This is a genomic window from Rhodococcus sp. 1163 (genome assembly GCF_002091985.1).
GTDB lineage: Bacteria > Actinomycetota > Actinomycetes > Mycobacteriales > Mycobacteriaceae > Rhodococcoides.
In genome coordinates this window covers 44,252-64,662 of the sequence record NZ_MKKX01000033.1, presented here as the reverse complement: position 1 = coordinate 64,662, position 20,411 = coordinate 44,252, and the positions used below count along the sequence as shown (strand labels likewise).

Here is a 20,411-nt window from a genome sequence, read left to right as displayed (position 1 = left end):
GAAAGGGACCATGAGTACCCTCACGATCGACTCCATCTCCAAACGCTACGGCGACACCATCGCCCTCGACGCACTGAGCTTCGACGTCCGCCCCGGCGAACTGTTCGGCTTCGTGGGCAGTAACGGCGCAGGCAAAACCACCACCATGCGCATCGCGCTCGGCGTACTGTCCGCCGACTCCGGACAGGTCCTGCTCGGCGGAAAGCCCGTGGACCTCGAAGTACGCCGCACCATCGGCTACATGCCCGAGGAACGTGGACTCTATCCCAAGATGAAGGTCGGCCCTCAGCTGGCGTATCTCGCTGAGCTGCATGGCCTCTCGTCTTCCGCTGCCAAGGATGCGGTACAGCGCTGGACCGAGAGACTCGGAATATCCTCGCGGCTCGGCGATACCGTCGACGCACTGAGTCTTGGCAATCAACAACGTGTGCAGCTCGCTGCGGCCCTCGTGCACGACCCCGCTGTTCTCGTTCTCGACGAACCGTTCTCCGGACTGGATCCAGTAGCCGTCGACGTCATGAGCGAGGTGTTACGCGAGAAAGCCGCTGCAGGAGTGCCCGTCATCTTCTCGAGCCATCAGCTCGACCTGGTACAGCGACTGTGCGATCGGGTCGGCATCATCGCCGCCGGCTCGATGCGGGCAGTCGGAACCGTCGACGAACTCCGCGGATCCGGCGACGCACAGCTGCAGGTGCATGCACCTGCAGCCACTCCAGGATGGGCCGACAGCATTGCCGGAGTCACCACCCTGAGTCAGCGCGACGGACACTTCGTGCTCAGCCTGAAGCAGGGCGCCTCCGATCAGGACGTCCTGCATGCCGCACTGGCCACCGGCCCCGTACACGAATTCTCCGTCCACAAACCATCGCTGAGTGATCTGTTTCGAGAGGCGGTAGTGGCATGAGCGAAAAACTGACCTCCACCCGGGCGATACGTTTGATCGCCAAGCGCGAATTCGCGGTACAGGTGATGAAGAAGAGCTTCGTCATCAGCAACATCATCATCCTCGCCGCCATCGTCGGCGGCATCATCGCCTTCTCCATCTTCTCCGGCGGTGACGACGACCGGGACGTCATCGGCGTCGTCGGCGATCAGTCGATAGCGTCGGTACTGCAGGCCACCGGGGATGCCGTCGGCAATCCAGTCGAGATCCGCGAACTCTCCGACGCCGCTGCCGCGCGCAGTGACGTCGAATCGGGCGAGGTTGCCGTGGCACTCGTGCCCGAGAATGCAGGGGCCTACACCGCGATCACCGATTCCGAACTGACCGGAACACTGCGGGCCATCATCGAAAGCAGCGTCCAGACGCACGCGACCGACACCGCTCTCGACGCACAGGGTGCCGATCGCGCCGCGTTGGCTGCTGCCACCACCGCGGCGACCGTCACCGTCGACGCCATCGATCCGCCAGATCCCGAAGCGGGACAACGCACTGCACTGGCACTGTCCGCAGTGTTCATCCTCTACGCGCAGATCATCGGCTTCGGCATGTACGTCGCGATGGGCGTCGTCGAGGAGAAGTCCTCGCGTGTCGTCGAACTGCTCCTGTCGACCGTGCGTCCACTACAACTGCTGTGGGGCAAGATAATCGGCATCGGTGCCGTCGGAATCCTTCAACTCGCCATGTACGGAGTCGCGGGCGTCGGCACCGGCCTCGCCACCGGAGTTCTGACCGTCACCGGCGCCGCGATCAGCGTGTTCGCCGGTACCCTCGGCTGGTTCATCCTCGGCTTCGCCTTCTTCGCGGTGCTCTACGCCGCGGGCGGGTCGATGGTCTCGCGGCAGGAAGACGTCAACTCCACGACGATGCCTCTACTGCTGCTGATCATGGCAATGTTCTTCTCCGCCTTCTACTCCGTCGGCGACCCGGAGAGCACCCTGAGCAGTGTGCTCAGTTGGATCCCACCGTTCTCCGCGGTCATGATGCCGCTACGCATCGCCGCCGGAGTCGCGCCGGTCTACCAGATTGTCGGAACCGCCCTGATCATGCTCGCGACCACCGCGGCCCTCGCCGTCGTCGCTGCAAAGATCTACCAGCGGTCCATCCTGCGCATCGGCAAGACCGTCACGTGGAAGGAAGCGTTCGCTCGCTAAGCTTCCCACCATGAGCCCACGAACATCCGCCGCCGAGATACTCGATGCAGTTCTCGACGGCGGATCGTTCGTCTCCTGGGACACCACCCCCCTCGACGTCTCCCCCGGCCCCGCCTACGCAGCCGACCTCGAGGCAGCCAGAGAGAAGACCGGCGTCGACGAATCGGTGCTGACCGGCTCCGGCACGGTCGACGGCCGTCGGGTAGCGGTCATCGCGTGCGAGTTCGGCTTCTTGGCAGGGTCTATCGGTGTGGCAGCTGCCGAACGAATCGTCGTTGCAATCGAACGTGCCACCGCCGAAAAGCTGCCGCTGATCGCGTCGCCGACGTCCGGCGGAACCCGGATGCAGGAGGGCACCCTCGCCTTCGTGCAGATGGTCAAGATCGCAGCCGCCGTCACGATGCACAAGCAGGCGGGATTGCCGTATCTGGTCTATCTGCGAAACCCGACGACGGGTGGAGTATTCGCATCGTGGGGTTCGTTGGCGCACGTGACGGTCGCCGAACCCGAAGCGCTCATCGGATTTCTCGGACCACGTGTCTACCAGGCGCTCTACGACAAGCCGTTTCCCGAGGGCGTCCAGACGGCCGAGAACCTGTATCGACACGGCGTCATCGACGGCGTGGTGCCGGTGGCGAGTCTGCGCCACCTGCTCGTGCGGATCCTGCGCGTCGTCGGAGGTGATGCCGCACCGGCGCTCACACTCGAACCTGCGCCCCTGGTCGCGGATATCGAAGAGCGCACGGCGTGGCAATCGGTGATCTCCTCCCGCCGACCCGACCGCCCCGGAGTTCGCGAATTGCTGGAACATGCAGCCACCGAACAGGTCCCACTGAGCGGAACCGGCCAAGGCGAATCCGATGCCACGATTCTGTTGTCGCTCTGCCGCTTTCGAGGAATCGCGTGTGTAGTCTTCGGCAACGATCGCAGCAGCCACAGCGTCACCGCCACGATGGGCCCGGGTGCGCTCCGCGAAGCCCGACGCGGCATGCGGCTCGCCGAAGAACTCTCGATTCCGCTGGTTCTGGTGATCGACACGTTCGGTGCAGCGCTGTCGAAAGAGGCGGAGGAAGGTGGCCTCGCGCCCGAGATCGCCCGCTGCATATCCGATCTCGTCACCCTCGACACGCCCACGGTGTCGGTACTTCTGGGGCAAGGCACCGGCGGCGGCGCCCTGGCATTGCTACCCGCGGACCGCACACTGTGCGCGGAGAACGCCTGGCTCGCGCCACTGCCGCCGGAAGGTGCAAGTGCCATCGTGCATCGCGACACCAGTCATGCCGCCGACATGGCCGAGTCCCAGGGCATCCGATCCGTCGATCTCCTCCGTGCGGGAATCGTCGACGCCATCGTCCCCGAGAGTCCCGACGCAGCCGCAGAACCAGTCGACTTCTCGCTACGCGTCGCCGGGGCCATCGCGCGCGAACTGCAAGGCCTGAGTCACCAGGATCCGGACGCGCGGCTGACCACTCGGCTGAGCCGCTATCGAACCTTAGGCCTTGAGGACCAGCGCTAGAACGTCACCTGCTCGGACGTCGGACGGTAGTTCGATCTTGGTGTCGCCGATGGCGAAGAACTCACGCCCTGCCACCGAATGCCTACCGGCAATCTCGGCGTCGACCACGTCATCGATCGTGCCGTCGATCCGGACGATGCCTGCGATGACCGAGCGCACCCGCGTCACCAGAACACCGTCGAACACCGCAGGCGTGCCCAAGCAATCGGCGACATCCTCGGCAGCCATCCCGTCGAACGTCAAGCGACCAAGGTGGTAACGCGTCGCCACCGGCCACATGGTCGGGTCGAATCGGGGACGTGATGCACCGGAAAGCGAAGGAAGAAGCTCGTAGAGGGTCACGTCCTTCAGTCTTTCCTCACCCGGCGGCCCGCTCAAGGTACTTGACGGAAATCTAACGTCGGCGGCACCGACTACGACGCCGCCCTGACGGTCGGGGGCGAATTGGCGCTGCTGTGTGCACACTATCGACCCATTTCGACGGGATTCGGGCGATCCGCGCCGATAGTGTGCATTCAGGTCGGCGGCGGAGAGTTGATCGACTTTCGTCTCCTCCGCACGACCGTCATGATCTCCTCGACCACACCGTCGAGATCCGACATCACCGTCGCCCCCGAATATCGCAGCACCAGCCACCCGTCCAGTACCAAAATGTTCTGGCGTCGACGATCGCTGGTGAATGTCGCCGGATCGATGTGAAACGTGCGCCCATCGATCTCCACGATGACGCGAGCGCGGAAGTCGACAAGGTCACCGTAGAACCGGCCGACTCTCGCATTGATTTCCATGCGAAAATTGCGCGCGGTCAATGCCCTGGCCACGCTCCGCTCAGGTTCCGAACGAGTACCCGGGCAGCACCGTCGAAGCTGTTCTCGCAGCGCAGTCGTACCGTTCATCCCACCTGCGGTCTCGCAGAATTCGGCGACCCTGCGCCAGGGGATGTGCGTGCCGATCGCAGAGTCGTACGAACCCCCATGGCGTACACCGTTGCCGACAGGACCGCTTCGCAGTAGAGGCGAACTCGAAACTGTGGATAACTGCTGTCCATCCACAGATTCGGGTGCCTCAGTGGAATTATTGGGTGCCTCAGTGCACACTATCGGCCCGATTCGACGGGATTCCGGCGATCCGCGCCGATACTGTGCAATTTCCGGCGGCCACCGGAGAAGTACCCACATGCAACCGACGCCCAACTAGGGTTGCCACATGAGCGGCGAATACCGGACAGCATTCGACAACAGCATCGACCGACGCGAGGAATTCTGGCTCGACGCCGCGCAGGGAGTCGACTGGGACAGCGCCCCGACGACGGCGTTCGACGGTGAGCGATGGTTCGCCGACGGCACCCTCAACACCTGCTACAACGCGCTCGACCGCCACGTCCACGCAGGTCACGGCGACCGGGCCGCGCTGATCTACGACTCCGCGATGATCGGCGTGCAGCGCACCTACAGTTACGCCGAGCTACTGGGCGAAGTGTCACGGTTCGCGGGCGTCCTACTCGCGCACGGCGTACGGGTCGGCGATCGTGTCGTGATCTACATGCCGATGATCCCCGAGGCCGTGGTCGCGATGCTGGCCTGCGCACGAATCGGCGCCGTGCACTCGGTTGTCTTCGGCGGGTTCGCCGCCAAAGAGCTTGCCGCACGCATCGACGACGCGGAGCCCACACTGCTGGTGACGGCGAGCGGCGGCTTCGAACCGGCCCGCGTCATCGAATACCTCCCCCTCATCGCCAAGGCACTCGAAATGTCCACGGCCGCAACGCCAAAGGTCATCGTCAAAGCTCGCGACGGGATTCCGACCGAACACAGCTGGCTCGACTGGGACACCGAGATCGCCGGCGCCACCGCCGCCGATCCGATCCCGGTGCAGGCGACCGATCCGCTCTACATCCTCTACACCTCCGGCACCACCGGGAAACCGAAGGGCGTCGTCCGCGACAACGGTGGGCACGCCGTCGCCTTGACGTGGTCGATGAGCAACATCTACGACGTCGGGGCAGGCCAGGTCATGTGGACGGCCTCCGATGTGGGCTGGGTCGTCGGACACTCCTACATCGTCTACGGTCCACTCTTCGCCGGCGCGACGACAGTTCTGTACGAGGGCAAACCCGTCGGGACGCCGGATGCCGGGGCTTTCTGGCGCGTCGTAGCCGACCATGGTGTTCGGGCGCTCTTCACTGCGCCCACTGCGCTGCGCGCGATTCGCAAGGTGGACCCGCAGGCAGCGGAGCTGAGCAAGTACGACGTCTCTTCGCTGAAGATGTTGTTCGTTGCGGGTGAGCGGCTCGACCCGGACACCTACGAATGGGCCTGCCGCATCCTGAACATTCCGGTCGTGGACCATTGGTGGCAGACCGAGACCGGGTGGCCGATTTGCGCCAATCTGCTCGGCTTGGAACCACTTCCGATCAAGTCGGGTTCGCCGACAGTGCCGGTGCCCGGCTTTCGTGTCGGTATTCTCGACGCCGTCGGCAACCCCGTCTCGGCGGGCGAGGAAGGCAATATCGTCATCGAACTGCCGTTGCCACCGGGCACCCTGGTCGGGTTGTGGAACGACGAATCACGTTTCCGCCGTTCGTATCTCGAAACGTTTCCGGGGTACTACCTCACCGGCGACTCCGGGTACATCGATTCCGACGGGTACGTATACGTGCTCGGCCGCAGTGACGACGTCATCAACGTGGCCGGACATCGGTTGTCGACAGGATCGATGGAGGCGGTGCTCGCAGGCCATCCGGCTGTCGCCGAGTGCGCGGTCATCGGTATTCACGATGACCTCAAAGGCCAACGCCCGAGCGGTTACGTAGTCCTCAAGGCAGGCGAGCAGATCACCGAGGATCAACTCCGCGCCGAACTGGTGGCCATGGTGCGGGAGCAGATCGGGGCGCTCGCGACCTTCCGCGACGTCACCATCGTCGGCGCGCTCCCGAAGACACGGTCGGGAAAGATACTGCGTAAGACGATGCGTCAGATCGTCGCCGGGGACGAGTACGGCATTCCTTCGACCATCGAGGATCCGGCGGTACTCGATGCGCTGGAGAAGCTCCTCCGACACTGATGGCGAAAAGCCGCGCGTCGAGATCGGCTCGGGCACAGTAGCGTCCTCGTCATGAGCAAGCTCGGTACCTCACCGAAAGCAGACTGGCTCGCCGTCGCTGCCGTGATCACCACGGTGGTGGCATGGGCGTCGGCGTTCGTGGCGATCCGCGGCGTCGGGACCTCGTTCGGCGCCGGGCCACTCGCGCTGGGGCGGTTGCTGATCGGGAGCACGGTGTTGGGGTCGATTCTGCTGCTGCAGGGCAAGTGGGTCCGGCCGAACCGAACTCAGTGGCTGCAGATCCTCAGCGTCGGGGTGTTCTGGTTCGCGATCTACAACGTCGCACTCAACGCGGCCGAGCAGCGCGTCGATGCCGGGACCACGTCGATGCTCATTCAGATCGGCCCGATTCTGGTCGCACTGTTCGCGGGCCTGCTCCTCGGCGAGGGCTTTCCCCGATGGCTCGTCATCGGTGCGGCCATTGCGTTCGCCGGTGCCGTCATGGTCGGGGTCACGACGGCTCTCACCACGAGTGATACGACGAAGACCGACGCCGGATTCTTCGGCATCGCATTGTGTCTGGTGTCCGCAGTGACGTATGCGATCGGTGTATTGAGCCAGAAGCCGGTACTACGTTCCGTGCCTGGCCTCCAGGTGACGTGGATGGCATGCGCGATCGGAACTCTGTGCACACTCCCCTTCGCGCCTGCTCTGATCGGCGACCTCACCGATGCGTCGGGAGCCGCTGTCGGTGGCCTGCTCTATCTCGGGTTGGTACCGACTGCATTGGCCTTCAGCACCTGGGCGTATGCGCTGACACGCATGGATGCCGGCCGTCTCGGAGTCACCACGTACGCGGTACCACCGATCACCATCACGTTGGCGTGGCTTCTGCTCGGCGAGATTCCGCACTATCTCGCAGTGGTGGGTGGAGCGATCTGCCTCGTCGGGGTCGGTGTCTCGCGTCGACGTTAGAGCCCCCCGAACTCCAGCGCACCTCCGACGCTAGAGCACCTTGAACCGCGCGATGGCCACCTCACGTTCATGCTTGTGATCGACGATCGGTTCCGGGTAAGCCGCTGGGCGTCCGAACTTCAAGGTGTGCACGGCTTTCCCCTCCTCCCCGCGCAGTTCGGGTACCCAACGCCGCACGTAGTCTCCGGTCGGATCGAACTTCTCGCCTTGAGTGATCGGGTTGAACACCCGAAAGTACGGCGAGGCATCGGTGCCCGATCCCGCGGTCCACTGCCACCCGTGCTGATTGCTGGCAAGATCGCCGTCGACCAGTGTGTTCATGAAGTAGCGTGCGCCTCGCCACCACGGAAGATGGAGGTCCTTGACGAGGAACGACGCGACGATCATCCGTACGCGATTGTGCATCCACTTCTCGGAATTCAACTGCCGCATACCGGCGTCGACGATCGGAAATCCGGTACGTCCCTCGCACCACGCCGCGAACACCTCGTCCGCATGCTTTCCGGAGTCGAGTTCGATCTTGTCGAACTTCTTCACATAATTCTCACGCGCACTGTCAGGTCGCTGAAACAGTATGTCCGCGTAAAAATCTCGCCAGGCGATCTGCCGTCGATAGGCGGCCGAGCCCTCACTGCGTAGTGCGCCCAGATCTTTCAACATGGTCCGCGGGTGGATGTTGCCGTACTTGAGGTAGACCGACATTCGGCTCGTTGCATCGAGATCTGGACGGTTGCGATCGTCGTCGTATCCCGTCACTCGCTCGAGGAACTCACTCCACTGGGTCGACGCGGCCTTCTCGCCGGCAGCGAAGTCCGAGCCGTCCTCTTCGGTGGGGATCTGCACTCGTGGCAGGCCCGACACGTCGGCGGGGTCGATCCAGTCGAGCGACGATGCCGAGGTATCGGCAGGTCCGCGCCAGCCATGGTCCAGCCATTGTCGAAAATAGGGAGTGAAGACCTTGTACGGCTCGCCGTCGCTCTTGAGAACCCGCCCCGGTGCCACTGCATACGGCGATCCCGTCGCCACCAAGGACACCTGCTTCCCGACGCGTTCGTCCCGCTCACGTCCGTAGGGACCGTAGTCGGCACTGACATGGACGCTCTCGGCGTCGATCGCCCGGGCGACTTTCGGTACCACGGTCTCGGGTTCGCCGTGGACGACGAGCAGTCGGCCGCCCATCTGTTCGTCGAGAGCTGCCAGGCTGCGGAACAGAAAGTCGCGACGAGGCCCGCCGGAGGCTTTCAACAACCGATCGTCCAAGACGAAGAGCCCGAGAACCGGATCGCCCGACTCCGCCGCGGCCGTGATGGTCGGCAGGTCGCCCAGTCGAAGATCACGGCGGAACCACACGAGTGTCATGAGTTCAGTCTTACCCATCCCCACTCCGCACAATCCTGGATAGTGGAAGTATCTTCGAGTAACCGACCGCCTGGTTCGTTGGGTGAGAATGGACTTTCGATCTTCATGCCAGTGAGACGCACCCCTGCCACCCCGATCGCACGGGCACGCGCAGAATCGGTTCGGATCTGGAAAACGGCTCACCGATACGACATGTTCACCGACTACCTCGTCGACCGCGGCCTCATGCGAAGCACTCGGGTCGCGGTGGTTCTCACGTTGCTGGTCCTCGGCATGCAACCCCTACTGTTCCGGTTGGGGGAAAGTGCGTCCAGCGAACCGCATCTATTGGCGATGGCAATCGTCGTCATCGCCGTCGACACCGGATGGGCAGTGCTGCTCTGGCGGGCCCAGCCCTGGCTCGATATTCGGCTGTCTCTGTGCTTCGTCACTACCAGCTGCATCTTTCTGGGTGCGGCAGCGCTCACGATGCCTGGTCCACTTCTCGGGTTGATGGCCTGCTCTTCGTACGCAGCCATCCTCGGTTATGTCGTGTTCTTTCACGGTTCCCGCGTCTTCGCACTTGCCATGACCTCGGCCGTTGCAGTCGTGACGATCATCGCGGTCCGAGAGATCACCGACGGCACTGCGCTCATCCAAGTGATCGCGATCGCCACCACCGTCCTGGCCGTGATCAGCACGGTGCCGATCATGACTCTGTTGTTGATGGGCATCCTGACCGTCGACGCCGAGGCCTCCGAATGCGATTCGTTGACCGGCACGCTCAATCGACGCGGTCTTCACCGCGAGATCCGACGGCCGGGATCGGAGGGCTGCACGATCTTCGTCGTCTATCTTCTCGACTTGGACGGGTTCAAATCAGTGAACGACACGCACGGCCACCAAACCGGCGACGCCGTGTTGGTGGCTGTGTCGAGGGCTCTGAGCGACGCTGTTCCAAACGCCTCGGTTGCCCGCGTAGGCGGCGAGGAGTTCGTGGTGATGGAACGTCGAGTCGCGGGCCGATCGGTGGAGTTGTCTCGCCGGGCCGAGCTTCTTCGGATGGTCGTGCGGACCAGCTCGCAACCAGCGGTGACCGCGAGCGTCGGGATATCACTGTCGGCGCCGGTGCCGAGCAGACTCGTAACCGACCCGACACAGTTGTTGAATCGGCTCATGTGCGCGGCGGACGAGGCGATGTACACAGCCAAGAAGGCGGGAGGCGACCGAACCCACGTAGGCGATGTAGTCGACGTCACAGACCTCGGCGAACGATTCTCATAGAACTCCCATTCGACATTCACAGTGGCCGTAAGAATGACTCCTACCTTGGGAAACACCCCAGGAGAGGAACTCTTACATGAGAACTACACCGAAATTCCCCGGCGCACAGTCCTTGGTCAACAGCACTTGCACCTTCGAGAAGTACTACCAGGCCCTGTATGCGCAGGCGCCCGCGGTGGCATGGTCGCTCGACACCGACCTCAGGCGCCGAAGCGCGCTCGAGGAGTTCTTCGCGAAAACGCCCGAAGAACGCCAGTTGACCGTCGACAGCTGGGCAGCCTAGGCACAATGGTGCAGTGCCCGAATCTGCGACAGTGCTAGTAGTCGACGACGACGACGACGTCCTGTCCTCGCTCCAACGAGGACTTCAGCTCTCCGGATTCACGGTGATCACCGCCGCCGACGGCGCAGCGGCTCTGACCGTGGTCTCGAACCGGTCGCCGGACGTCGTCGTCCTGGACATCAACATGCCGATTCTCGACGGCGCGAGTGTCGTGAAGGCCTTGCGTGCGATGGGTAACGATGTGCCGATCTGCGTGCTGAGCGCGCGCGCGTCGGTCGACGATCGAATCTCCGGCCTCGAATCCGGCGCCGATGACTATCTGACCAAACCTTTCGTTCTTGCCGAACTCGTCGCCCGGATCAATGCCATGTTGCGGAGACGAGCCAGTGCGCCCCCACCCGCCCCGGCATCGACGTCGGAGATCTCGATCGGTGCACTGTCCGTCGATCTGCCCGGCTACCGCGCGCACAGCAACGGCCGCGAACTCGACCTCACCAAAAGGGAATTCGAGTTGCTGGCCATCCTTGCTCGCAACAAGGGCGTCGTGCTCACGCGCGAGCGGTTGCTCGAACTCGTATGGGGCTACGACTTCGTAGCCGACACCAATGTGGTCGACGTCTTCGTCGGATACCTGCGTCGCAAGCTTGAAGTCGGGGGCGCGCCCAGGGTGCTGCACACGGTCCGCGGCGTCGGGTTCGTTCTTCGGGTGCCGTCATGAGGTTCTCGTTGCGAGCGCGCGTCGCCGCGGCAACAGCGCTGGGCGCCACTCTCGTCGTCGCAGCTCTCGCGGTGGTGACCTCTGTTGCGATCTCACGCAACAACGTCAATCAGCTCGACGAGCGGTTGACGACGGCATCGCAGGCGCTCGTTCCCAATGCTGCTGTGCTCGAGACATTCCTCGATCAACTGTCCGCGGCATTCGCGGTGACGATCCGAACCGGCGATACCGTCCGTGCCTCGACACCCATTCAGCTTCCCGATCTAGGAGAAGGCTCGGCCACCGTCGATGTGAACGGTCAGCGATTTCGGGTCTACACCACCAAAACTGTGTCCCTGGCTGATATTTCGATAGCTATCGGAGTGCCGGCCATCGAAGCACAGCAGGTCACCGACGAGCAGCAGAAGCAGGTCATCTTCGTGGGCCTCGGCGCGATCGCCGTCTCGACCGGACTCGGCTGGCTGTTCGGCGGACGCGCAGTCCGACCGCTGGTCGAGCTGACCCGCCAGGTCAGCGCCCAGCCGCCGATGCCACCGGACACGAAGACCGGGGTACGCGAAGCCGACGAACTCGCCGTCGCCATCGGCGGAATGCTCCAACGCGTCAACGACGCCCAGGACCGCACCAACGCCGCACTGTCCACTGCCCGAGACTTCGCCGCAGTCTCCGCTCACGAGTTACGCACTCCGCTGACAGCAATGCGCACCGATATCGAGGTACTCAGCACGCTCGATCTCGGACCTGCTCAGCGACAGGAGATTCTGAACGACCTCGAGCGCACCCAGGGGCGAGTGGAAACTACACTCGCTGCGCTCGAACGACTGGCCTCTGGCGAGTTGTCCAGCGACAGCGACCGCGTCCAAACCGATGTGGTGGAGATCTGCGATATCGCCGCCCAAGACGCCATGCGGCAGCATCCGGGATTGGCGGTGCACATCGAGTCCGAACCGTCGGTGTCGATGCGCGCTCTACCCACCGGACTTCGGCTGGCGATGGGCAATGCACTGACCAACGCAGTTCGCCACGGCGGCGCCGACGCGGTGACCGTCACGATCGAACGGGACGGCACCCGCGTCACCGTCATCGTCGACGACAACGGAACGGGCCTGCCGGAAGAGGAGCGGAGTGCGGTCTTCGAACGCTTCTACCGCGGCGCCTCCGCAGCCAAGGGTGGTTCCGGACTCGGCCTGGCGCTCGTCGAGCAGCAGGCCGAGCTGCACGGTGGCCGCGCTTACTTCACCGACAGCCCTCTGGGCGGCGCCAGGTTGGTTCTCGAGCTCGAAGACCAGACCCTGGCGTGAACGTCGACGGACCCGAAAGGCCTATTTGACGTCGAGCAGGTCGATCACGAACACGAGGGTCTTGCCGGAGAGGCGGTGACCTGCGCCTGCGGGACCGTATGCGAGCTCGGGTGGGATGGTCAGCTGACGTCGGCCGCCGACCTTCATGCCGGGGATTCCGTCCTGCCAGCCCTGGATCAGGCCGCGCAGCGGGAACTGGATCGACTCCCCACGACTCCACGAGGAGTCGAACTCTTCACCGGAGTCGAACTCGACGCCGATGTAGTGAACTTCCACATCGCCGCCTGCAACAGCCTCGGCACCGTCACCTTCGACCAGGTCCACCACGACCAGATCGGTGGGGGGAGGTCCAGCCTGAAACTCGATCACTGGTTTCGTCATTCGCTCGACTTTACGTTGTGCAGGTCAGCGGATCGGAGCAGGTATGAGAATTGGTCCATTTTCGCAGGTCAGCGAATCGGCGTCGGATAACGCTGAGCCAACAACGCGATTGCATACCATTGCTGACAGCACTCGAGAAACGTCAATCAGGAGATCGAAGATGAGCAGAACGATCCGGATCAGCCTCGCGCAAGTCACCAGCGGTACCGAACCGGCCGACAACCTGAAGATCATCGAGACACACACCCGTGCCGCAGCCGCTGCCGGATCATCACTCGTCGTGTTCCCCGAGGCGATGATGCGATGCTTCTCGGGTCCGATTCGAGGCGTCGCCGAACCCCTCGACGGTCCGTGGGCCGACGCGGTCCGCGAGATCGCGCAGCGGATCGGTATCACCGTCGTGGCAGGGATGTTCACCCCGGCCGACAACGGCAGAGTCGGCAACACCCTGCTGATCACCGGCCCCACCACCGAGGCGCACTACGACAAGATCCACCTGTTCGACGCCTTCGGTTTCGCCGAATCCGACACCGTCGCACCTGGGTCGGATCCACTCGTTCTCACGATCGACGACGTCACCGTCGGGTTTGCCACTTGTTACGATCTGCGGTTCCCATCATTGTTCCAGCGGCTCGGGGATCTGGGTGCGGAACTGATCGTCGTGCCTGCATCCTGGGGCTCCGGTCCCGGCAAGGTCGAACAGTGGTCACTGCTGGCACGAGCACGGGCGCTCGACTCCACGGCCTTCGTCGCGGCCTGTGATCAAGCCGAACCCGACAACGCCGGGGGCACGGCCCCACTGGGCGTCGGCCACAGCGTCGTCAGCTCCCCGACCGGGGAAATTCTCGGTGAACTCGACGCCACGCCTGGCCTACTCACCGTCGATATCGATGCCGCGCTCGTAGCACCGATCCGCGCGAAGCTGCCGGTGCTGGCGAATCGTCGGCAGTTCTAGCCCTCGGCTCTTACCCTCGACGGATACGACGAAAGCCGCCGACTCCTTTCGGAGGCGGCGGCTTTCGCGAAGGCTTCACGAACTAGCGGGCACCGAGATCCTTGTAGTCCCGCTCGGTGTAACCGGTGTAGATCTGACGCGGACGCCCGATCTTGGTGGTCGGGTCCTCGTGCATCTCGCGCCAGTGCGCAATCCAGCCGGGGAGCCGGCCCATGGCGAACAACACCGTGAACATGCGCGGCGGGAAGCCCATCGCGCGGTAGATCAGTCCGGTGTAGAAGTCCACGTTCGGGTAGAGCTTGCGCTCGACGAAGTAATCGTCGGTCAACGCGGTCTCTTCCAACTTGAGCGCGATGTCGAGGAGTTCGTCACCGTTGCCCAGCTTCGAGAGGATCGTGTGCGCAGTTTCCTTGACCAGCGTCGCGCGCGGATCGAAGCTCTTGTAGACGCGATGCCCGAAGCCCATGAGCTTCACGCCGTCTTCCTTGTTCTTGACGCGATTGACGAAGTCGGTTGCGTCACCGCCCTCGGCCTTGATCTTGTCGAGCATCTCGAGGACTGCCTGGTTGGCGCCGCCGTGCAGCGGGCCCCACAGTGCGTTGATGCCACCGGAGATGGACGTGAACAGGTTTGCATCCGAGGAACCGACGAGACGAACCGTCGACGTCGAACAGTTCTGCTCGTGATCGGCGTGCAGGATGAGAAGCATGTCGAGTGCCTTGACGATTTCGGGATCGACCTCGTACGGCTCGGCTGGGAAGCCGAACGTCATACGCAGGAAGTTCTCCACGAGGCTCTTCGAGTTGTCCGGGTACAGGAACGGCTGGCCGACGGACTTCTTGTAGGCGTACGCCGCGATGGTCGGCAGCTTGGCCAGCAAGCGGATGGTCGACAACTCCACCTGCTCGGGGTCGTCGGGATCCAGCGAATCCTGGTAGTACGCCGACAGTGCGTTGACGGCACTCGACAACACCGGCATGGGGTGCGCGTTGCGCGGGAAACCGTCGAAGAACCGCTTGAGGTCCTCGTGCAGCAGCGTGTGTCGCCGGATCTTGTCGGTGAAGGTCTCGAGCTGATCATCCGTGGGCAGCTCGCCGTAGATCAGCAGGTAGCTGACCTCGATGAACGAAGACTTACCGGCAAGCTGTTCGATCGGGTACCCGCGATAACGCAGGATTCCCTTGTCACCATCGATGTAGGTGATGGCCGACTTCGTCGACGCAGTGTTGACGAAACCACCGTCGAGCGTCGTGTAACCGGTGTCAGCCAGCAACTTTCCCAGTTCGATACCGTCATTGCCATCACTTGCCTTGGCAATGGACATGACGTGTTCGCCACCGGGATAGGTGAGGGTGGCTTTTGCTTCATTCTCAGCGGGCACGAATGGTCCCTCTCGAACTCTGGTAACGGACATGTACTTAGATCGGACACAATCTTCAGTCGATAGAGAAACTAGTCTCTCGGCGCCTCGGACGCCCACGGAGGGTCCGCACCTGGACGCGAAACCGTGATGGCTGCGGCCCGTGCGGCGAATCTCAGTGCTCGCTGCCACTCTTCCTTGATCATCTCACTCAGTGCGCCAGATGTGAGAATGTTCTCCTCTTCCAAGAAGTGGAGTAGTGCGCCGTGGATGGTGTCACCTGCGCCGATGGTGTCGACGACATCCACCGGTACCCCGGGGACGCTTATTTCGCCACTCGCGGTGAACACCGATACGCCGTCGCCGCCGCGAGTCATCACCACTGCGGTCACGCCGCTCGCGAGCCAGTCGTCGACCGAAGTACCCTCCGGGCCCGATCCCAGCCAGTGGGAATCGTCCTCCGAGACCTTCAGTATGTCGACCGCGGGCAACCACGTCTTGAATCTCTTCCGGAAACCGTCGGCGGTGATGTCCCCGCTCGGACTGTCGATGGCCGCCGGCCTGATGTTCGGGTCGAGCATCGTCAACTTCCCGGCAGCGTGCGCGCGGTGAAGCAATGCGGCGTACACCGAAGCCCCCGGTTCGTACAGCAGCGACAACGTGCCAAAAGACAGCGCGGTGATCTCGTCGGGGAGTTGACCAGGATCCGCCACGAGACGGTCGGCCGTGCCGTCGGCGTAGAACGAGTACTGCGCGCTCCCGTCGTCGGCGAGCGTCGTCATTGCCAACGTCGTCGGTTCCGCGCCTCGTTGCACCCAGGACGTGTCGACACCGGCGTCGCGCAGGCTGCCGAGGATCTGCTCACCGAAAGGATCGGTCGATACCCGTGACAGAAACGCGACCGAGGAACCGAGCCGCCCGAGCGTGACCGCGACATTGAACGGTCCCCCGCCGAGCTTCGGAGACAACAACGGGCCTTCGTGCACGGGCACGAGGTCCACGAGAGCTTCGCCACAGACAAGAATCGTCATGCCGACCGGTACTCCATTCCCCACGTCCCGGACCACGACTGTCCCGGTTGCAGAACCAGTAGATCGATCTCGGAGTTCAACGCGTCGGGCGGGCATGTCATCGGCTCGATCGCCAACGCCCGACCCCGATCCGGATAGGCCTGATCGTGCGCAGGATCGGCCGTGAAGACCTGCACCCAGTCGAATTCACGGTCGGTCCACAGCACCGTCGCGGTCCCGTCCGGTGCCCGAAGAATGTGCTGCGCACGGCCGTCGACGTCGGGAAGCTCGGCGCTGAAGGGAGTATCGAGCCAGACACCCTTCAACGACTTCGGCGTTCGGAAGTCGTAATCCGTCCCCGCAGTCTCGACGGAAGGTCCGTTGGGCAGCATGCGCTCGGGATCGAGCTGCAATCTGGTGCCCGCCGAGAACTCGAGGGTGCAGTCGTCCAGCGGAACATCCCCGACGCGCACGAAAGTATGAAAACCCATCCCGAACGGGGCAGCGGTACTTCCGACGTTCTCTGCGGTGGCCGTCACGACCAATCCGTCGGGTGTCAGTTCGTGCGCCACGGTCAGCGTCAACGGATACGGCCATCCCTTCTGCTCACCGATGTCCACCGTCTGCACGACGCGGGCGTCCGACCGATCGACGACGGACCACTCGACGCGTCGCACGAACCCGTGACTGGCGTTGTTACGGGTAGGTTCGGTGATCTCGAGCTGATGCTCGATGCCACCGAAGGTGAATCTGCCGTCGGCGACTCGGTTGGGCCAGGGCGCGAGCACCAGCCCGGCAGACAGTGGCGCCTTGGTTCCCGCTGCATACGTCTCGGTCAGCGGCGAGCCGTCGAACTCGAGCATGCGCAGGCCTGCGCCCGTGGAGACGATCTCGGCTCGGTACTTCCCACTGACCAATCGATAGGTCTCGCTGGCGCTTCGTTCGTCAGGCATGGGTGTCATTGTCCACGCTGGGAGTCTTCTCCGGTGACTCTATAGCGAATGAAGGCAGGTCACGGCTGCAGTCGCTCGACTCCCGACGTCGCGACCGTGAACCGAATTCGGTTGTGTAGACGGTTTGTTCGCCCCTGCCAGAACTCGACGGTGTCGGGCAGGACCCGAAACCCACCCCAGTGCGGAGGGACGGGCACCACCTGGCCGTCGAACTTTCGGTCCGCATCTTCGAGCGCCTGCTCGAGCACTGCCCTCGAACTCACCGGGCGCGATTGTTGCGATGCCCACGCGCCCAGCTGCGATCCCCGCGGCCGTGAGGCGAAGTACTCGGCCGTGTCCTCGGCGGACACCCGCTCGACCGCGCCGCGAATGGTCAGCTGACGCCCGATACCGATCCACGGGAACGTCACGGACGCATAAGGCGTGTGGGCGAGTTGGCGGCCCTTGTCGGAGTCGTAATTGGTGTAGAAAACGACGCCGTCCACGTCGAGGCCCTTACACAGGACCGTGCGCGTGGACGGATGTCCCGCGGCATCGACGGTGGCGAGGACCAGTGCGTTCGGTTCGGGGATGTCGGCCTCGATGGCCTCGGCCAACCACTCCTGTGCCACCGGCAGCCAACCGCTGCGCAGTCGGCCGACGTCGAGGTCGGTGTCCGTGCCGTAGTCGACACGCAAATCGGCAAGGTGTGATTTTTGGTTCGGCACGAACCCAGACGCTACTCCCGAGTACGACCGGCTAAAGTTCTCCCTGAAGAGATCGCCCGGACGCGGCCCGGACCGGGCACTACGGCTGGAGCCGGGCATTACCGTTACGAGGAGAGTCCAGGCAATGGCTGTTCAACAGGTCCCCGAAGATTTCGTCAGTGGCCTCGAGGGCGTCGTCGCCTTCACCACCGACATCGCCGAACCGGACAAAGACGGCGGCGCACTGCGTTATCGCGGCGTCGACATCGAAGACCTCGTATCCAAGCGTGTGACGTTCGGCAACGTGTGGGCGCTGCTCGTCGACGGAAAATTCGGCTCCGGGTTGCCGCCCGCCGAGCCGTTTCCGCTCCCGGTCCACACCGGTGACGTCCGCGTCGACGTCCAGGCAGGTCTTGCGATGCTCGCACCGATCTGGGGCTACGAGCCGCTACTGGACATCGACGACGCCACCGCCCGCGACCAGCTCGCCCGCGCGTCCGTGATGGCACTGTCCTACGTCGCACAGTCCGCTCGCGGAATCCACCAGCCTGCTGTGCCGCAGAAGCGGATCGATCAGTGCGAAACCGTCACCGCCCGCTTCATGACTCGATGGAAGGGTGACCCGGACCCGGCACACACCGAGGCCATCGACGCCTACTGGGTCTCCGCGGCCGAGCACGGTATGAATGCTTCGACATTCACCGCGAGAGTCATCGCCTCCACCGGAGCCGACGTCGCCGCGGCGCTGTCCGGAGCGATCGGCGCCATGTCCGGCCCGTTGCACGGTGGCGCACCGGCCCGAGTGCTGCCGATGATCGAAGAGGTCGAAAAGACCGACGACCCCCGCGGACTCGTCAAGGGAATCCTCGACCGCAAAGAAAAGCTCATGGGCTTCGGGCACCGTGTCTACCGCGCCGAGGATCCCCGCGCCCGGGTGCTGCGTGCAACCGCAAAGCGACTCGGTGCACCCCGCTACGAGGCCGCTGCTGCGCTCGAGCAGGCCGCGCTCACCGAACTGCGTGAGCGTCGCCCCGACCGCGCAATCGAAACCAACGTCGAGTTCTGGGCCGCGGTGATCCTCGATTTTGCCGAGGTTCCCCCGCACATGATGCCTGCGATGTTCACCTGTGGCCGCACCGCCGGCTGGTGCGCGCACATCATGGAACAGAAGCGACTCGGAAAGCTCGTACGCCCGGCGGCCATCTACACCGGGCCTGCGCCCCGCACCCCCGAATCCGTCGACGGGTGGGGCCAGATCGCCTGAGTACGGGTCCGACTACCCTGTAGGTGCCATATCCCCACGACGCTAGGATGCGCTACTCAATGGCCGAATTGCCGATCATTCCCACCGAACTCCTGCCCGCCGACGGACGGTTCGGTTGCGGACCCTCCAAGGTTCGCCCTGAGCAGCTGCAGTCCTTGGTCGACGTCGGCGCATCCGTCTTCGGCACCAGCCACCGCCAGAAACCCGTCAAGGACGTCGTCGCGCGGGTGCGCAGTGGCCTGCGGGACCTGTTCACGCTGCCCGACGGCTACGAGGTCGTTCTCGGCAACGGTGGCACCACCGCATTCTGGGATGCCGCGGCCTTCGGACTCATCCGCGAGAAGTCCCTGCACCTCACCAACGGCGAATTCAGCTCGAAGTTCGCCTCGGTCGCCAAGAACAACCCGTTCATCGGCGATCCGATCGTCGTCAAGGCAGAACCAGGCAGTGCTCCCGAGCCCACCTCGGATCCGTCGGTCGACCTGATCGGTTGGGCGCACAACGAGACGTCGACAGGCGTCGCGATCCCGGTGAGCCGGCCTGCCGGTTCCGAGAACGCACTCATCGCGATCGATGCGACGTCGGGTGCGGGCGGTCTGCCGGTCAACGTTGCCAACTCCGATGTCTACTACTTCGCTCCGCAGAAGTGCTTCGCTGCCGACGGTGGCCTGTGGGTTGCGTTGATGAGCCCGGCTGCACTCGAGCGCGTCGGTGAGATCCAGACTTCGGGCCGTTGGGTTCCGGACTTCCTGTCGTTGCCGATCGCGATCGACAACAGCAGCAAGGATCAGACTTACAACACCCCGGCAGTGGCGACGCTCCTGATGTTCGCCAATCAGATCGAGTGGATCAACAGCCAGGGTGGTCTGGACTGGGCGACCAAGCGCACAGCGGACTCCTCTTCGCGCCTGTACGACTGGGCGGAGAAGAGCGACTTCGCTACTCCGTTCGTGTCGAACCCGGCACACCGCAGCCAGGTCGTGGGCACCATCGACTTCGACGAGAAGGTCGACGCTGCTCAGGTAGCCAAGGTTCTTCGCGCCAACGGCGTCGTCGACACCGAGCCTTACCGCAAGCTCGGACGGAACCAGTTGCGCGTCGGGATGTTCCCGGCCATCGAACCGGACGACGTCACGGCACTGACCAAGAGCATCGATTGGGTCGTTTCCACACTGAGTTAGCAGAACGCGCACAGCTCGGGCGCTGCCGAAGAGGCTTACACTTGCGGATACGTTCGCAAGCGCAACGACC

General features: G+C 63.7%; 20 protein-coding genes. 12 read left to right on the top strand and 8 right to left on the bottom strand.

Annotation, left to right across the window (positions count from 1 at the left end):
• Positions 1-10 precede the first annotated feature (10 nt).
• Genes BJD99_RS14080 through BJD99_RS14070 form a run of 3 tightly spaced genes read left to right on the top strand, consistent with a single transcriptional unit; the run spans position 11 to position 3,610 of the window.
• Entirely contained in the window at positions 11-904 is an 894-nt protein-coding gene (locus tag BJD99_RS14080) for an ABC transporter ATP-binding protein (protein ID WP_084347605.1), read from the top strand.
• The gene (locus BJD99_RS14075) at positions 901-2,094 is read left to right on the top strand and encodes an ABC transporter permease (protein WP_084347603.1); all 1,194 of its coding nucleotides are present in this window, start codon (positions 901-903) and stop codon (positions 2,092-2,094) included. Before BJD99_RS14080 ends, BJD99_RS14075 begins: the two co-directional genes overlap by 4 nt.
• 10 nt (positions 2,095-2,104) lie before the next feature.
• The gene (locus BJD99_RS14070) at positions 2,105-3,610 is read left to right on the top strand and encodes a carboxyl transferase domain-containing protein (RefSeq protein ID WP_084347601.1); all 1,506 of its coding nucleotides are present in this window, start codon (positions 2,105-2,107) and stop codon (positions 3,608-3,610) included.
• Here the strand turns inward: BJD99_RS14070 and BJD99_RS14065 are convergent.
• A complete protein-coding gene (locus tag BJD99_RS14065) occupies positions 3,587-3,952 on the bottom strand; it encodes a hypothetical protein (protein WP_143542170.1) in 366 nt (121 codons plus the stop codon). The genes BJD99_RS14070 and BJD99_RS14065 overlap by 24 nt on opposite strands.
• A 173-nt stretch (positions 3,953-4,125) precedes the next feature.
• The gene (locus BJD99_RS21310) at positions 4,126-4,506 is read right to left on the bottom strand and encodes an endonuclease domain-containing protein (RefSeq protein WP_256895732.1); all 381 of its coding nucleotides are present in this window, start codon (positions 4,504-4,506) and stop codon (positions 4,126-4,128) included.
• A 310-nt stretch (positions 4,507-4,816) separates the two neighbouring features.
• Between BJD99_RS21310 and BJD99_RS14055 the strand changes: the two genes are divergently transcribed.
• Together BJD99_RS14055 and BJD99_RS14050 are read left to right on the top strand one after the other, a co-directional pair.
• Complete coding sequence (locus BJD99_RS14055) at positions 4,817-6,673, top strand: propionyl-CoA synthetase (protein ID WP_084347596.1); 1,857 nt, start codon at positions 4,817-4,819, stop codon at positions 6,671-6,673.
• 51 nt (positions 6,674-6,724) lie between these two features.
• Complete coding sequence (locus BJD99_RS14050; RefSeq protein WP_084347594.1) at positions 6,725-7,627, top strand: DMT family transporter; 903 nt, start codon at positions 6,725-6,727, stop codon at positions 7,625-7,627.
• 30 nt (positions 7,628-7,657) lie between these two features.
• On the opposite strand, the gene BJD99_RS14045 is transcribed toward BJD99_RS14050, so the two are convergent.
• Positions 7,658-8,986, bottom strand: a complete 1,329-nt coding sequence (locus BJD99_RS14045) for a deoxyribodipyrimidine photo-lyase (protein WP_084348051.1) — start codon at positions 8,984-8,986, stop codon at positions 7,658-7,660.
• A 105-nt stretch (positions 8,987-9,091) separates the two neighbouring features.
• Between BJD99_RS14045 and BJD99_RS21435 the strand changes: the two genes are divergently transcribed.
• The 4 genes from BJD99_RS21435 to BJD99_RS14025 all read left to right on the top strand — a co-directional run bounded on the left by BJD99_RS21435 (position 9,092) and on the right by BJD99_RS14025 (position 12,551).
• The gene (locus BJD99_RS21435; RefSeq protein ID WP_084347592.1) at positions 9,092-10,249 is read left to right on the top strand and encodes a diguanylate cyclase; all 1,158 of its coding nucleotides are present in this window, start codon (positions 9,092-9,094) and stop codon (positions 10,247-10,249) included.
• 76 nt (positions 10,250-10,325) lie between these two features.
• A complete protein-coding gene (locus BJD99_RS14035) occupies positions 10,326-10,532 on the top strand; it encodes a hypothetical protein (RefSeq protein WP_084347590.1) in 207 nt (68 codons plus the stop codon).
• 13 nt (positions 10,533-10,545) lie between these two features.
• Positions 10,546-11,250 (top strand): response regulator transcription factor, encoded by a 705-nt coding sequence (locus tag BJD99_RS14030; protein WP_084347588.1) that lies wholly within the window; start codon positions 10,546-10,548, stop codon positions 11,248-11,250.
• The gene (locus tag BJD99_RS14025; RefSeq protein WP_084347586.1) at positions 11,247-12,551 is read left to right on the top strand and encodes a sensor histidine kinase KdpD; all 1,305 of its coding nucleotides are present in this window, start codon (positions 11,247-11,249) and stop codon (positions 12,549-12,551) included. The genes BJD99_RS14030 and BJD99_RS14025 overlap by 4 nt, the downstream gene beginning before the upstream one ends.
• Before the next feature lie 21 nt (positions 12,552-12,572).
• Here the strand turns inward: BJD99_RS14025 and BJD99_RS14020 are convergent, their stop codons facing one another.
• A complete protein-coding gene (locus BJD99_RS14020) occupies positions 12,573-12,932 on the bottom strand; it encodes an FKBP-type peptidyl-prolyl cis-trans isomerase (protein WP_084347584.1) in 360 nt (119 codons plus the stop codon).
• A gap of 160 nt (positions 12,933-13,092) precedes the next feature.
• On the opposite strand from BJD99_RS14020, the gene BJD99_RS14015 reads away from it, so the two are divergent.
• Entirely contained in the window at positions 13,093-13,887 is a 795-nt protein-coding gene (locus BJD99_RS14015; protein WP_084347582.1) for a carbon-nitrogen hydrolase family protein, read from the top strand.
• Positions 13,888-13,969: 82 nt separating this feature from the next.
• Here BJD99_RS14015 and BJD99_RS14010 read toward each other — a convergent pair whose 3' ends face one another.
• The 4 genes from BJD99_RS14010 to pdxH form a co-directional block, all read right to left on the bottom strand.
• Positions 13,970-15,268: a citrate synthase gene (locus BJD99_RS14010; protein ID WP_084347580.1), complete on the bottom strand. Its 1,299-nt coding sequence runs from the start codon at positions 15,266-15,268 to the stop codon at positions 13,970-13,972.
• 71 nt (positions 15,269-15,339) lie between these two features.
• Positions 15,340-16,278, bottom strand: coding sequence for a carbohydrate kinase (locus BJD99_RS14005; RefSeq protein WP_084348050.1), 939 nt, complete (start codon positions 16,276-16,278; stop codon positions 15,340-15,342).
• Positions 16,275-17,210: an aldose 1-epimerase family protein gene (locus BJD99_RS14000; protein WP_084347578.1), complete on the bottom strand. Its 936-nt coding sequence runs from the start codon at positions 17,208-17,210 to the stop codon at positions 16,275-16,277. The genes BJD99_RS14005 and BJD99_RS14000 overlap by 4 nt, the downstream gene beginning before the upstream one ends.
• Before the next feature lie 59 nt (positions 17,211-17,269).
• On the bottom strand, positions 17,270-17,917 hold the full coding sequence (pdxH, locus tag BJD99_RS13995) for a pyridoxamine 5'-phosphate oxidase (protein WP_256895719.1): 648 nt from the start codon (positions 17,915-17,917) through the stop codon (positions 17,270-17,272).
• A gap of 124 nt (positions 17,918-18,041) precedes the next feature.
• Between pdxH and BJD99_RS13990 the strand changes: the two genes are divergently transcribed.
• Together BJD99_RS13990 and serC are read left to right on the top strand one after the other, a co-directional pair.
• Positions 18,042-19,160, top strand: coding sequence for a citrate synthase 2 (locus BJD99_RS13990; RefSeq protein ID WP_084347574.1), 1,119 nt, complete (start codon positions 18,042-18,044; stop codon positions 19,158-19,160).
• 59 nt (positions 19,161-19,219) lie between these two features.
• Positions 19,220-20,341: a phosphoserine transaminase gene (serC, locus tag BJD99_RS13985; RefSeq protein WP_084348049.1), complete on the top strand. Its 1,122-nt coding sequence runs from the start codon at positions 19,220-19,222 to the stop codon at positions 20,339-20,341.
• The last annotated feature ends 70 nt before the right edge of the window (positions 20,342-20,411 follow it).